A 14,306-nucleotide genomic window follows, 5' to 3' on the forward strand; every position below is an offset into this window, starting at 1 on the left:
CGTCCTCCTGGCCGAGACCCTGGGCAAGACCCCCGCCACCGGGGCCCAGCTGGCCTCCTACGCCGGCCTGGCACCGGTGACCAGGAGGCCGGGGTCCTCGATCAAGGGCGAGAGGCGTCTCCCACGCCGGAAACAAAAGACTCAAGAGAGCCATGTTCGGCTCCGCCTTCGCCTCCCTCAGATCCGACCCCATCAGCCGCGCCTGCTACCAGCGCAAACGAGACCAAGGCAAACGTCCGGGCCAAGCCGTCCTCGCCCTGGCCCACCGCCGCATCCTGACCCTGAACGCCATGATCCGAGACGGAGCCCTCTACGACCCCCAACCAGCAGCACAGCTACCCACCACCGCTTGACACACCACATAGGAGCACCCCCCGCACGCGGCCCCGGCCCGGGCCACGTGGACGGCCTGGCCGTCCCACCCCGCGGGGACGAGGTCGTCATCCCCGAGTACAAGGGCGGCACCGCCGCCTACGACCCGAGCAAGACCTACGCTCTTGATGAGCTCGATGAGCTCGGAGCCCCGCCCGCGGCCCAGGGCACGTCCGACTATGTCATGGACCGCATGCTGGAGGACGAGCGCGTCCCCGGTACTTCCACGACAACCCCGGCCTGCGGGAGTTCATCAAGGACGGCCGTACCAGCCTGCGCACGGACGTCTTCGAGACCCCCGGCCCAGGGCGGACCACCAGGGTCCGCACCACGGGCTTCTCGCCCTCACCCGGCTTCACTGCCAAGCTCGAGCAGAAGATCGCCGGTCTCTAAGCACTCAACCACACATCAAACACCCAAGAGAAAGGATCATCCCATGACCGACTTCTTCGTCCTGCAGGTCCGGGAGGATGTGGCCTAGATCCGGGCCTGGACGGACCACTCCTGGCCTATGACCCTCCAGGAGGCCTTCGCCGTCCGCGACCGCCTCGGCTGGACACCCGCTCCCGACGACGGCCGCTTCTTCAACCACCAGGCTCTCCACCAACGGCCAGGAAGACGGACACATCGGCATCGTCAACGAAGGCGGAGTCAACGGCGTGAGCCTCCCACTGTCTTCGCGGGCGCTGCCCCCGCAGTGGGCCCAGGCGGCCCCCATCACCCGGGCCGCCTATCCTCAGTACGTCCAGGCCTCGACCGCCCTGTGGGGGCCAAGCCATGACAAGCGCGGGCGAAACGGCTCCCGCATCAACCGCTGGTCAGGTCATGACTCAGGCCGGGGCGGAGAAGGAGCCCAGCAGCCAGGCGAGCGCCCAGAAACAGCCGTCCGGATCCCCCGCTGCGTCCCCCCACCGCCACGCGATCGCTCTACCGTCCGCGAGCATCGTCCGGCCCGAGTCCTTCGGGGCGGTGGGAAGGTTCAGCTCGCCACGGCGAGGCAGACTCTGGGCGAGTCCCACGGCCTTGAGACAGGCCTCGCCGAGCACCCAGTGGGACAACCGCGCCCCGGGCACCCCGCATCTGTCGCCCCATCGGCGCAGAGCCGCCGGTCGAGAACGAGGCTGTTGCACGTCCACGCCGATCGGACCGGGCGCTCGCACGACGGCGATCAACGAGCCCGAATGGCTCGCTGACCAGAAGCTGCCGCAACCGACGCAGCGGCTACGGCCGTCATCCAGGGGCTGCGGTTGGGGATTCTTGCAACAAGGGCGCAGCCTGGCCAGGTGCCGAACCGCCCGCCGCCCCGACCCCGCGGGGGCGGGGCGGTCTGAACGGACACGCCAAGCCCGGACGCCATGAGGCACCGCCGGGACCGCCCATAAGCTAGTGCTCACGTGCGGACCATGATCGACTGATAACTGCCCCCGATCTCGAAGGAGTTGATAAGCGTCAGAATCGAGCCCGATATGTCCAGACCACCAGCCGCGCCACTGAGCAGCGCCGGAACGCGTCCACGCTGACGCATCCACACAGCCTGCAGGACGCCGAGCATTGGCGCCGCACTCAGCGTGTCCCCCTGGACGCCTTTGGGGAAGCTCACACTGGCCCCGGAGGCCAGCCCCAACCTCTCCAGAGCATCCTGCTCCAGCCGATCGGGCAGATCGCGCCCGCACGCGGCGCTCACCACCACGTCCACGGAACCGGGTCCAATGCCTGCGTCATCAAGGGCACCGGTCATCGCCCGCAGGATCCCATCACAATCACGCCGAAGAGTACCCGGCGCCGACCCGTCCCCGGCCATGCCGAATCCGACAATCTCAGCCAACGTCGCCCGGTCGGGGTGAGAATCCGGCCGTTCGAGAAGCACTCCCACTGCGGCCTCACAAAACAGCCGTCCTGTGTTACTGCGCGGATTCAGAGTTCCCGTGGACAGGAACCCGGGCCGGCCGTGGAATCCGCTGAGCAGTACTCTTGTGACCTCGTCGGCCGCGACCAGGATGACCCTTTCACACGCTCCCGAGCGCATGAGCTGTCCGGCGAAGTGCAGAGCCGAGACCGCCGAGGTGCCTCCTGCGCAGAAAGTCGCCGTAGGACCGCGCATCTGCTTCAGAAGAGCAACATGTCCCGCGGCGGCGTTCATCACGGTGTTCGGAAAGATGCGGGAGTCTCCCTCCCCGGAAACGAGCAGACCGCGCTGGAACTCTTCAATCGCCGTCAACGGCCCGTAGCCCGTGGCGAACACCAGCCCAGAGGATTCGAGCGCCTCAGAAGAGAGCCTCGTCCGCACAAGCAACTCGGAGACCGCCTGCGCCGCCAAGCGGCTGAGCCGATCCAGGCGGCGCAACGACCGCGGGTTGATCCCCGCTTTCAGCCTCTTGTCGGGAACCATGCCCACAGGGTACGAGGCGCCTTCGCGCACAGTGGCGACCTCATCGTACAGCCGAGTGCCGTCGAACAACTTGTCTGCGACCTGCAAGGTGTCGACCGCATGACCGGCAATAGCGCCCACACCGGTCACTTCCAAAGTGAAGTCGAGATACTCCGGCCCGGAGTCGTCCGAGTCGGGTGGTGAGAACAGCAGGCTGGCGTTATTCCCGCCAAAGGCGAACGAGTTCGAGGCCACGACGCCGATCGTCCCCTGCCGCGCCCGGTCCGGCACGATATCGATCCCTTCGCCCTCGAGTCTCACGGTTTTGCGCTGCTGGGCGAGACTGTCCTCCGGCACGTGGGTCGGTGGGAGTACCTGCTCCACCAGTGCCTTGATCGAAACCACTGACTCGACGGCGCCAGCGGCCCCGAGGGTGTGCCCGATCATGGACTTCGTGGAGCTGACCGGGGGGTGCGGACTGCCAAGAGAGGAGATCAGCCGCAGCTCGCCGGTGTCGTTGGCGGGAGTCCCCGTTCCGTGTCCGTTGATGTAGTCGATCTCAGTCATCTCAATGCCGGCCATCCGGGTGGCTGCCACCATGGCGCTGCGCGCTCCGCGCCCTCGCGGGTCAGGCGCGGTGGGATGATAGGCGTCGGCTGAGAGTCCGTAGCCGCGCAGTTCGGCCAGGATCCGCGCCCCGCGGTTACGGGCCGCGTTGTCCTCCTCCAAGATCAGAAACGCGGCTCCCTCGCCCAGAGTCAGCCCGTCACTGCGGGTATAGGGCGCGCAGTGCTCCGCCGAGAGCGCGGACAAACTGGAGAACCCGGCGAAGGGAAGATAGGCCAACGGATCAGATCCGCCGACCACCATTACGTCGGCGTGGCCGGAACGCAGGACCTCCATGCCGTTGGCGATCGCGACCGCGCCCGCCGCGCACGCATTCGAGTTGACAGTGCGGGCCCCCAGGAGGGCGAACTCGCTGGCCAACGCGTCGCCGAGCGCATGCAGCGGATACTGCCACAGCAGCCTGTTGTCGGCTGCGTCCAGGCCATCGCTGATCCACTGCCTCTGGAATGCCTCACCCCTTCGGGCACCGCCGATGCAGGTTCCGACGCTCAGGCCCCGACGGTCCTGCGGATAAGGATTGGCCTTCTCGAGGCCGGCATCGCGCAGGGCGTCACCCAGCGCCAGCGCAGCGAGCTGAATCGCACGGTCATCATCTTCGAGGCCGGGTTCCTCGACCGACCGGACCTGGCCGCCCCACCTCGTCGACACACCGACCGTCGGGATCGAGTCGAAGTCACCCAGCCCAGACTGGCCCTGAGCGATGCCGGACCACCCCTCCGCCAGAGTTCGTCCAGCGGCTGTCAGCATGGACATGCCGGTAATGACGACCTTCATGGACGCACCCCGATCGTTTGCACCCAGGACAAAGGGGTCACTGCAGGCCTTGAGACAGTCTCGAGGACCTGTCCGTCGCCCGTCATCAGGCTCAGGCCGGGCACGCAATACGGATTATCCAGCAGCAGGAGCCCGATGCCGTCGCCGCACCCCGCTGCAGGCGCTGCGACCTGCACGGTCCCCACCGCATTATCCTCATCGAACACGCTCGTGCCGCTGGCGGGGAAATCCTGACCGCGGGCGTATGCGGCGACCAGTCGCCGGGTGCCGGCCGGAACACCAAGGGCGGCATCGCCGTAGAATGCATCATCTCTGGTCAGCGACATGAGCCAGGAGACGCCGGACTCAGTGATGCTCAGTCCGCGAGTTTGCTCGGGGATGATGGGATGGTTGGTCTCCACGTGGACGCGGACCAAGGCCTGCGGGTCGATCACCCCTCCCCCGAGTTCCGCGGCCCGGGCGGCAAGCACGCCCATGGCGGCCTCGATGGAACCCGAACCAATAACGACGTAACCGAACTCGGACGTCGTACCAGTCCTTGCGAGCCTGACGGGCCGGCCGCCGACCGTGGTTCCGATCACCTCGTTCAGCAGCAGATCGGAGATCGGCTGGTCGATGAGCGGCTCGACGACCTCCCACGACCGAGGGCCTTCTATCGCGATCGCGAAACCCTCGGCCGGGGTGACTTCCACCCGCTCATGCACCTGCTCCGGAGCGGCCCCGCACGCGGCGTCCAGCCATCCCGCAGCGGCATCAAGCAGGAGCAGGTCCTCCGCCTCTCCGAGCAGGACCAACGCGGTTCCCGCCGGACGGCCGGTCTTGTCGAGGACCAGCGACCACTCACTCGTGTCCGGGTGCGAGTACTCGGTGGTGCGGGCCAACAGCCACGACAGCATTCCTTGACGCTGGGCGCCGGAGAGCCGAAGCAACGAGCCCGTCATCGGATACACTCCCACACTGCCTCTGAGCGCGGCATAGCTGTCGTTCAGATCAAGCATCTCTTTCTCCTTATTGATAAATGAACCCCACAATTACAAGGGACGCAGCCGGTGACGGGGTCACCTGATCCGCTCGCACGACCCGGGCCGGCATCCAAGCACGCTCAGGACCGAGGCAGCCGGGTGAACTTGCAGATCGACGGTGAAAGGCCGGCGGGCCCGCCCCAGGCACGTCAAGAGCACCGGTCCATGACCGAATCGGATAAACACCTCGGTATCGGAGGGCCTCCCTTGCGGCCACGGAGCGACCACCAGATACTGATCAGGTGCGATCATGAGCGCCACAGCGCTGACACCGCCCTCCCAGCTGCGGGCTGCTTCAGACAGCTCCCACAACCTCCCGTTCGCAAGGACCATGAACCGAGATCCTTTCGCCACGGACGGAGTCAGGCAAACGGCGACGTCCCCGTCACCGCCGCTGTCGGCAGTCGCCCGCACGCGCAGCATCCCCTCCTGCCCGAGGCCGACTGACCAGCCGGGTCCGTCCTGCTGGTAAGGCAGTGACCGATCCGGCCCCGCCCAGACGACGCCATGGTCTGGGTCGTTCCGGTCGGGAACTTCGACGACCCACAGTCCCGCGTGCCAGTCGACCAGCGGACCGAGGGAACGAGAGCGCGGCCAGGGCGATGTGAGGATGGAACGACCACCGCAGAGCCACGTAGCCAGCGCAGAGCCGGAAGCCAGCGTGAGGCGGTGCGGCCCGGTCTCGCACACGCGAGCGCCTTGATTATCCGGAGCCGACCAGTCGACGGGCCGCACAACGTCCTGGTCGGGCGGCTGCACACTGTCCTTCAGGCGGATCTCATTCACGCCCGGGGCCGACTCGGCACACGGCTCGGTCGCCAGGTCATGCTCGGACGCACTCACCGTCCATGTCGCCGCCCGGCCTGCGGGAACGAGCAGCTGCGGGAGATGAAGCGCCTCGAACCTGGCGTCGGCCCCGTCCCACCGCGCGACCAGTGTCCGTCCACCGGCACTGACGGCCACGGCATCAATATGCTCGTTCCGCGCGTCGTCAAAGGGCCTGCGAACCGCTGGCTGGAAGTCTGCCGCTGAGGGGGGCCACACTCCCTGACGCGTCGGGCCGCTGTACCAGCGGCCGCCTGAGTGAAGGTGCCATACGGACCCTCGCAGTCGAGTCCACGGGCTGCAGATCACTGCTCTATCGGACGACGTGCGCACCTCCAACTCATTGCCGCGCACCGTGCAGGTGCGCTCAATACCGTCTGCCGTGCCGGCGAGACGCACGCCGTCGAGGCGCTGGTGCGCGATGACACGCGGGGAACCGGGTTGCAACGGTACGGCGTCAGCCTGCCTGGCCGGCGTCGTGTTGCGCCAGCCAGGAGGATCCACATGACGGACCACCGGCCATCGTTCGAGGAGTACCGGCGACCCCCCGTCCTCGATCCGCAGAGTCCCTTCGTCGTCAACGGTGACGGTCCAGGCGCCGTCTTCGAACTCCGCCCGCCACAGCTCCGCGGTCCGGGGCGGCACCACTGCCCCGTTGCCGGGTCTCGGCAGCCGCACGGGCAGCGTCGCCCCGGCCTCAAGGACATCACCGGTATCGAGGTCCACGACGATGTATGAGGGGCTGTCCCCCAGCTGCACCTCATATCGCGCGCTCCACCGGCCGTCGACCCATTCCACGCCGGATGACGCTCCAGCGCCGCGAGTGCCGCGCAATGCGTGCATGCCCGGCGGGGCGTCCCGGTACCGCACGTCCACGGACATCATGTCGAGCACGACACCGGGGAGCCATGAGACCAGATCGACGTAGCCCCGCTGATCGGGCAGAGATCCCGGTTTGCAACGGAATCCGGCGCGGGCGTAGAGCGCGAAGGCCGGGTTCACGGGACTGGCCTCCGTCCTCAGCACCCGCACCCCCATCGCCAGAACCCGGCGGAACGCGATATCGAACAGCTTGCCGCCGACCAGTCCGTTCCGGTGGTGAGGGTCAATCAGGTACAGGTCGGAGTAGAGCTCGTCGGGAGGCGACGACCTCCGCCCGCTGTCACGGAGCATTGCCAGCATGCCGACAATACGGCCGTCTTCCTCCTCGGCCACCAGGACGCACTTGGCACAGCGCTCCATCAGGGTTTCGTGGATGGTCGCCGGGGTCTTAAGCGCATCCGAGGCGTCCGCGCCAAAGCCTGTGCGCACAATAAGATCGCGCACCCGTTCCGCATCCGAACGAATGTAGTCACGGATATGCATGCCGTCCTCACGCCCCTGCCGCGCCCTCGCGGATGGAGACGGCAACGCCTCCCTCTGCCCGCAGCTCGCCGTTGACCTCGATCCTGCAGCTGAACTCTCGCAGGGCCCCCGCAGCAGTCTTCAGCACGCAGTGCGCCTCCACCAGGTCGCCGGGAACGACCGGCTTGCGGAAAGCGAATTTGCGGATGGCGGCCAGCAGCGGGATCCCACCGGCTGAGGACCTGCCCGCTGTCGCAACAACCCCCGCGGTCTGCGCGGCGGTCTCCACCAGGAGCACGCCCGGATAAACCGGGTGGCTTGGGAAGTGTCCCGCGAAGACCGGGTTGGAGATGCTGATGAGCGAGAACCCGACGCCGCAGCGCCCCGGCTCATCGACCGTCACCCGGTCGAGCAGCACGAACGGGTGCCGGTGGGGCAGCCGGTGCAGTATCTGCACGGCCGAGTAGGTGTCGCCCGCCATCGTCATGACCGCCTGTCACACAGCTGGTCAACGATCTTATTGATGGACCCGAACGCCGCCGGGGTGTCCTCCAGCGTGACGCTGTACTCCTCGTCAATGAGGCTGACAATCTCAAGTGTGTCCAGTGAGTCAAGCTCGAGTCCGCGTCCGAAGAGGGGCTGATCAGGGTCGACCCGCGCAGGATCGTCCGGCAGGTCAAGTCCGTCGATGAGCATCTCGGTGACCCGGCCCACCAGGTCGAAACGCTTCTGTGCATGTGCTCGCAGTTCTGACACTTCGGCTTCCTTCATTGTGCTAAACGGCATCAGGCCGTTATCCCTCCGTCAACGGCCAGGATCTGGCCCGTGATGTAGCTGCTGGATTCCCCGATGAGGAACGCTATGGCTGAGGCGACCTCGGCACTCGTCCCGGGCCGCCCCAGCGGAACCGTCTCCATCGCCCTCCTGCGCGCGGACGGATCCATGGCCCGGTACATATCGGTCTGGGTGTACCCGGGAGCCACGGCGTTGACACGGATCCCGAACCGTGCGCTCTCCTTCGCCAGCGACTGGGCCATCGCGTTAATACCGCCCTTGCTGGCGGAGTAGTTCGCCTGTCCGGGCTGACCGGACAGGCCGGCTACTGAGGAGACGAGGACAATTGCCCCACCGCTGCGACGCATCGCCTTGGTGGCCTCCCGGCATACGAGAAAAGAACCGCGCAGGTTGACCCTGACGACCGAGTCGAAGGCTTCGGCAGTCATTATGCCCGCCAGCCCGTCCCGGGTGATCCCCGCTGCGCAGACCAGTGCGCGCAAGGGCGCATCGGCTGTCTTGCGCATCTGCCTGAAGCCGGCCCTGACCGCTGCCTCGTCCGCGACGTCGACCGCCTGGGCGTAGAAGCGCGCGCCGGTCGCCTCAACGGCGCGCGCAGTCTCCCCCGCAGCGTCAGAATTCGACTTGAACCACCCGGCGATGTCATACCCAGCCTCCGCCAGAGCGATCGCGGCGGCACGACCGATTCCGCGTGATGCGCCGGTCACCAGTGCCAGGAACTTGTTCCTCATGACACGTCCACCTGCGTCACCGTCCGCCCGCCCCGATAAGGGCGGACCAGGCGCGCCAGTACCCCACCAGGGCCGAAGACCCGGACCTCGGAGAGCGTCATCGTCGACTCCATGACTCTCGACCAGAGCACGGGCATGGTCAAACTCGCCCGCAGATCTTGACGCACGTCTTCGGCAGTCCGCGCCCTCATGGCGAAGATCGACCCTTGGTAGGACCAGGTCGGCGCAGGCTCCATCTCGACGGCGTCAACCATGGCGCACCACTGCGACTCCACCGGCGCCATCATCCTGGAGTGGAACGCGTGGCTGACCGCGAGCATCTTCGCCCTACCCTCCAGCTGCGCACAGGCCCGCTCGATGAGATCGCGCGGACCGGAGAGCACGACCTGTCTGGGGCCGTTGACAGCACCTACGTCCACGTGGAAACGCGCAGCAAGCTCATGTGCCCGTTCCTCCTGCTCGTCGGCAGTGGGAAGGCCGTTGATCGCCACCGCGAGCATCGAGCCGTGGCCCGCCACCGAGCCCATCAACTCGCCTCGCGAAGCCGCGAGCCTGACTGCGGTGGGCATACTGAGGTAGCCAGCGGCCGCGGCGGCGGAGATGGCCCCAACGCTGTGCCCCGCTGCCACCACCGCAGAGGAACCCATCAGCTCCTCCGATGCCACGGCCCAGCTGGCCAGCGCCGCGATCGTGATAGCCGGCTGAGCGTTCTTGGTCCGCTTCAGCTCAGCATCGGGTGTGCGCCAGCACAGCTCACGCGCATCGATCCTCAGAATGTCGGAGGCCAGGTCGAACACCTGCGCCGCCGCGGCTGAAGCCTCGGCCGCCCTGCGTCCCATGCCGACGGTCTGGGTTCCCTGACCGGGGAAAAGCGCCAATATGCTCGAGGAGCGCAGCGCCGTCGTTCTTTCCCGGATCAATTGATGCTCCTGCGCATCCGAAGTGCCCCCAGGCCTCCGCACACGATCGTCATAGCGATAAGAACAAGAACGGCAATCCCATTCGTGACGCTCATGCTGCCGATCATCAACTTGAAACCGAAGTACTCGGCGATCGTCTCATGCGCGCCCGGCAGCCCCTCCGTGAGATCAGTCAGCGCACCACCGGCCAATGGCTCACGGAGCAGCATCGCCGACTGCGAGAACGGCAAGACGTTGAGCGCGTGCACGACACCTTTCGTCATCGTTCCCTCCGGGATATAGGCCCCGGCCAGGAAGCCGATGATCGTCCCCACGATCACACTCAGCGAGGTGAATGCCCCGGAAGTGCGCACGAAGGTCACCATAAGAGCCGACAAGGACGAGAACCCAAGGCACATCAGCGCGGCGTAACCGACGCTCAGGAAAACATTGCTCCAGCCCGGAAAGCTGTCGTAAGTCATCGATACCACCACCAGGCCGGCAGCGAGGACGATCATGCTCATCACGAAAGCGATGAGACAGGAGGCGACAAGGTAACCGGTGATGAGCTGCACCGAGTTGATCGGAGACACCCGGAAGTCCTTGAACCGTCCGAAGACCCTGTCCTCCACGAATGTGTTCAATGCCGACAGCCCCGTGGTCACCGTCGTGATCATCACCATCCCGGAGAATACCCAGGTGTAGACGAATGCATCAACTTGCTCCGCACTGGCCTCAGGAAGCGAGTCCTCGAGCGTATCCACCTGAAGGTTCCCGAGAAACAGCACGTAGAGCAGCAGAAGGATCAGCGGCGCGATGAGCGAGAGGACAACCTGCCCTCGATCACGGTAATAAACTCGAATATTGCGTCGCACCAGTCCCAGAGTCGTCCTCATGACTTCCTCTCCTGCGTCGTGAGCGCCAGAAATACATCGTCCATCGAGCCCTGCCGAAACTCGAAGTCGACCAGGTGGGGGCGCAGCGCGTCCAGGGCCCTCAGGGCCGCCGCCGAATCGGGTACCGTGAGGTGCACAGCGCCCCCGACCTCCTCCGACTCGGCCTGGACGCCCGGCACGAGGGCGCGCACCCGATCGGCCGCGCCCGGGCTGTCCTCGTCCTCCAGACTGACCGACAGGTGGGGGGTGCTGTACTGCGCCCGCAGCTCGAACGGCGTCCCCTCGGCGATAGAGCGTCCGTGGTCGATAACGAGAACACGGTCCGCGTTCTCCGTCTCGGCCATGTAGTGCGTTGTCAGAAGGACCGTGAGCCCCAGGTCCGTGCGCAGCTGGGAGATGACCGACCAGACCTGCTCGCGACTCTGAGGGTCCAGCCCCGTCGTCGGTTCGTCGAGGAAGAGCATCGAGGGCTTGTTGAGCAGTGCCCGCGCAATGTCCGCGCGTCTCTTCTCGCCGCCCGAGAGCACGCCGTAGCGCCTGCCCTGGAACCCTTGCATGTCAATGAGGTCGATCAGCTCGTTCACGCGACGGCGGCTCACGCCGTAGAACAGCGCCCGGGACTCCAGGTTCTCCCTCACCGTCAGGCGCGGATCGAGCAACGACTGTTGGAACACGATACCTATATCGGAGCGGATCTCGCCGTCCCGGCGCCCCACCTCCTTGTCGTTGATTGTAATTCTTCCTGAATTGAACGCCAACAAGGTCGTCATGCAGGAGATCGTGGTGGACTTTCCCGCTCCGTTGGTGCCGAGGAAAGCGAACAGGATGCCGTTCTCGACCGAGAAGCTCAGATCATCGACGGCGACGTTCTGCCCGTACTTCTTTGTAAGTCCTTCAACACTGATCATTCTTCAACTCCAGGGTTCCTCACACAAACCGGATGGCCTCGCCCAGCACCACGGGATCCGTGCGGACCTGCAAAAAATCGGCAGCCACCCACAAGTCTGGACAGGGCCGACAACAATCCTCCAGGACTCAGCGAGACGCATCGCGGCGGAGGTCGCCTCCCGTCCACGTCGCGAGTCAAACAAAACCGAAGCCGCCCGCACACGGACTGGGCGCCGACCGTATGAGCAGAGAGCAGGGACATGACATTCCTTCAGCAACATCATCACTTGCAGCAGAGCATACTCCGGCCGATAGCCCCCGTCAAGAGATGCGAGACTCACCTGAATCCCGTGCGGGAAGGCTCGTCGCCGGGGAGCGGACCGGAGGCTCGGCAAGTCAGCGCATTCGCTACTGACTTTTGTGGATGCACAGTGGATACGTGCTCGCTAGGTCCTGCTATGAAAATTGTTTGAGTTAGCGGCTATAAGAACTCAGCTTTTTGGAGGAGGTGGGCTTGTCGGTTGTGGCGGTGGTTCCCGAGGCGGGCCAACATCCGCTCCGACGTCGTTCTCCGAGACGGACGCCTCGGGCCGCTCCGGTCCGCCGGGTGGTACACGCGGCACCCCCGCCTGAGATCATGGGCCGCATGAGCCGAGCCACCCTAGCCAAGGAGCCCCGCGAGGTCGCGGGCATGTTCGACGCCGTCGCGCGCCGCTACGACCTGACGAACGACGTCATGAGCCTGTGGCAGGTGCGCGTGTGGCGCGCCGTCACCCGCTCCGCCGTCGCCGCCCGGCCCGGCACCCGGGTGCTCGACCTGGCGGCCGGCACCGGGACCTCCGCCGCCGAGTACGCCGCCGACGGCGCCGACGTCGTCGCCTGCGACTTCTCCACCGGCATGATCGCCGAGGGCCGGCGCCGCCACCCGGGCATCGCCTTCGTCGCCGGGGACGCCACCGCCCTGCCCTTCGCCGACGGCACCTTCGACGCGGTCACCATCTCCTACGGGCTGCGCAACGTGCAGGACACCGTCGGCGCCCTCAAGGAGATGGCGCGCGTGACGCGCCCGGGCGGGCGCCTCGTCGTCGCCGAGTTCTCCACGCCCGCCCTCCGCGCCCTCCGCAGCGTCTACCGCTTCTACCTGGGCACGGCGCTGCCGGCGGCCGCGCGGCTCGTGTCGTCCGACACCGAGGCCTACGACTACCTGGCCGAGTCGATCCTGGCCTGGCCCGACCAGGAGGGGCTGGCCGCGCTCATGCACCAGGCCGGCTGGCGGGGCGTGGGCTACAAGAACCTGTCGGGCGGCATCGTCGCCGTCCACCGCGCCACCAAGCCCTGAAATGGTCGCCGCGCGGCGGGCGAGGGCCCGCGACCTCATCGGCTCCCCACCCCGGCTCTCCGTGTCCACCCGGGCGCTGCCCGCGCAGCAGGCGGCCGACCTGCTCGCCCTGCTGCACGGCCGCCGGGACGTGGTGGCGTGGGTCCGTCACGGCCGCGGCCTGGTCGGCTGGGGCCGGGTCCTGACGCTGGAGGCGGAGGGCGCCGGGCGGATCGAGGAGCTGCGGGCCGCCTGGCGCGCCGTCGTCTACGCCTCCTGGTGGACGGACCCGCTGGTGCGGCCGGGGACCGGGCCGGTGGCCCTGGGGGCCATCGCCTTCTCGGCGTCCTCCCGGGAGCGCTCGGTGCTGGTGGTGCCCGAGGTGATCGTGGGCGCCGACGCCTCCGGCGCCTGGGTCACCACCGCGTCCCTGGCGGACCGGCCGTCCCAGTCGCCCCCGGCCCCAGCCCGCGTCGGGACCGGTCCGTCTCTGCGCCGGGACCGGCCGCAACCCGCGCCGGGACCGGCCCGGCCGCGCGCCGAGGTCTCCCGCGGGGCCCTCGCCGACGACGCCTACCTGGCGGCGGTCGCGGCCACGCAGCGGCGCATGGCGGCGGGCGAGGCCCGCAAGGTCGTGCTCGCCCGCGACGTCATGGTCACGCCCTCGACCCCGATGCCCGCCCCGCGGATCCTGGCGCGGCTCGCCCACGGCTACCCCTCGTGCTGGACCTTCGCCGTCGACGGGATGGTCGGCGCGACCCCCGAGCTGCTGGTGCGCCTGGAGGGACGGCGCCTGACCAGCCGCGTGCTGGCGGGGACGGCCCGCCGCCACGCCGGCCGCGCCCGCGAGGCGGCCGAGCCGGCTGAGTTGAAAGAGCTGGCCGAGCTGACTGAGTGGCTGGAGGCCTCGGGCAAGAACAACCGCGAGCACGAGCTGGCTCGGGCCTCCGCGCTGGCGGCGCTGGAGCCCCTGTGCTCGGTGGTCGAGGCGCCGGAGCGCTTCGTGGTGACCCTGCCCAACGTGCTGCACCTGGCCAGCGACATCACCGGGGTCGTCGCCGGGGACACCGGCGCGCTGTCACTGGTGGGGGCGCTGCACCCCACGGCCGCCGTGTGCGGCACCCCGACGCCGGCGGCGGCCCGGATCATCGAGGAGGTCGAGGGCATGGACCGCGGCCGCTACGCCGGGCCGGTCGGATGGGTCGACTGGCGCGGGGAGGGCGAGTGGTGCATCGCGCTGCGCAGCGCCGCTCTTCCCGACGGCGGCCCCGGGCCGGGCGCGCCGGCGCGGGTGTTCGGCGGGGGCGGTATCATGCCGGACTCCGTGCCCGCCGACGAGCTGGCGGAGACCGAGGCCAAGATGCGCCCCGTGCTGGGAGCGCTGGGCGCGCTGGAGGCGCCCGCCTGAGCGCGCCCGGCGCGGGCCGGGCCGGTGGCGCGCCGCCGC

12 protein-coding genes and 1 pseudogene are annotated in these 14,306 nt (G+C 67.7%); 4 read left to right on the forward strand and 9 right to left on the reverse strand.

The window, feature by feature from the left end; translation table 11 throughout:
• Together O145_RS19315 and O145_RS19630 are read left to right on the forward strand one after the other, a co-directional pair.
• Nucleotides 1-353: pseudogene (locus O145_RS19315) on the forward strand (transposase); the annotation flags it as partial.
• Nucleotides 354-1,004: 651 nt separating this feature from the next.
• Nucleotides 1,005-1,565 (forward strand): DUF6301 family protein, encoded by a 561-nt coding sequence (locus tag O145_RS19630; protein ID WP_267489935.1) that lies wholly within the window; start codon nt 1,005-1,007, stop codon nt 1,563-1,565.
• A gap of 197 nt (nt 1,566-1,762) precedes the next feature.
• On the opposite strand, the gene O145_RS11865 is transcribed toward O145_RS19630, so the two are convergent.
• From O145_RS11865 to O145_RS11905, 9 genes are read right to left on the reverse strand one after another with little or no spacing between them, the layout of a single operon-like run.
• Entirely contained in the window at nt 1,763-4,141 is a 2,379-nt protein-coding gene (locus tag O145_RS11865; RefSeq protein WP_043563288.1) for a beta-ketoacyl-[acyl-carrier-protein] synthase family protein, read from the reverse strand.
• On the reverse strand, nt 4,138-5,139 hold the full coding sequence (locus tag O145_RS11870) for a hypothetical protein (RefSeq protein ID WP_043563290.1): 1,002 nt from the start codon (nt 5,137-5,139) through the stop codon (nt 4,138-4,140). Before O145_RS11870 ends, O145_RS11865 begins: the two co-directional genes overlap by 4 nt.
• A 60-nt stretch (nt 5,140-5,199) precedes the next feature.
• Nucleotides 5,200-7,353: a GNAT family N-acetyltransferase gene (locus O145_RS11875; RefSeq protein ID WP_043563291.1), complete on the reverse strand. Its 2,154-nt coding sequence runs from the start codon at nt 7,351-7,353 to the stop codon at nt 5,200-5,202.
• A 7-nt stretch (nt 7,354-7,360) separates the two neighbouring features.
• On the reverse strand, nt 7,361-7,819 hold the full coding sequence (fabZ, locus tag O145_RS11880) for a 3-hydroxyacyl-ACP dehydratase FabZ (protein ID WP_084682580.1): 459 nt from the start codon (nt 7,817-7,819) through the stop codon (nt 7,361-7,363).
• Nucleotides 7,816-8,088: a phosphopantetheine-binding protein gene (locus O145_RS11885; protein ID WP_229118540.1), complete on the reverse strand. Its 273-nt coding sequence runs from the start codon at nt 8,086-8,088 to the stop codon at nt 7,816-7,818. The genes fabZ and O145_RS11885 overlap by 4 nt, the downstream gene beginning before the upstream one ends.
• A 29-nt stretch (nt 8,089-8,117) precedes the next feature.
• Nucleotides 8,118-8,858 carry an SDR family oxidoreductase gene (locus O145_RS11890; protein ID WP_043563296.1) on the reverse strand — a complete coding sequence of 247 codons (741 nt, stop codon included), beginning with the start codon at nt 8,856-8,858 and terminating at the stop codon, nt 8,118-8,120.
• Nucleotides 8,855-9,820, reverse strand: coding sequence for an ACP S-malonyltransferase (locus O145_RS11895; protein ID WP_267489934.1), 966 nt, complete (start codon nt 9,818-9,820; stop codon nt 8,855-8,857). Before O145_RS11895 ends, O145_RS11890 begins: the two co-directional genes overlap by 4 nt.
• Nucleotides 9,775-10,653 carry an ABC transporter permease gene (locus O145_RS11900; protein ID WP_043563298.1) on the reverse strand — a complete coding sequence of 293 codons (879 nt, stop codon included), beginning with the start codon at nt 10,651-10,653 and terminating at the stop codon, nt 9,775-9,777. Before O145_RS11900 ends, O145_RS11895 begins: the two co-directional genes overlap by 46 nt.
• Nucleotides 10,650-11,561: an ABC transporter ATP-binding protein gene (locus O145_RS11905; RefSeq protein WP_043563299.1), complete on the reverse strand. Its 912-nt coding sequence runs from the start codon at nt 11,559-11,561 to the stop codon at nt 10,650-10,652. The genes O145_RS11900 and O145_RS11905 overlap by 4 nt, the downstream gene beginning before the upstream one ends.
• 626 nt (nt 11,562-12,187) lie before the next feature.
• On the opposite strand from O145_RS11905, the gene O145_RS11910 reads away from it, so the two are divergent.
• Together O145_RS11910 and O145_RS11915 are read left to right on the forward strand one after the other, a co-directional pair.
• Nucleotides 12,188-12,880 carry a demethylmenaquinone methyltransferase gene (locus O145_RS11910; RefSeq protein ID WP_043563321.1) on the forward strand — a complete coding sequence of 231 codons (693 nt, stop codon included), beginning with the start codon at nt 12,188-12,190 and terminating at the stop codon, nt 12,878-12,880.
• A gap of 1 nt (nt 12,881) precedes the next feature.
• Nucleotides 12,882-14,267: an isochorismate synthase gene (locus O145_RS11915; RefSeq protein ID WP_052375091.1), complete on the forward strand. Its 1,386-nt coding sequence runs from the start codon at nt 12,882-12,884 to the stop codon at nt 14,265-14,267.
• Nucleotides 14,268-14,306: the final 39 nt, after the last annotated feature.

This window comes from Actinomyces israelii DSM 43320, assembly GCF_000711965.1.
In the GTDB taxonomy this organism is placed as follows: Bacteria; Actinomycetota; Actinomycetes; order Actinomycetales; family Actinomycetaceae; genus Actinomyces; species Actinomyces israelii.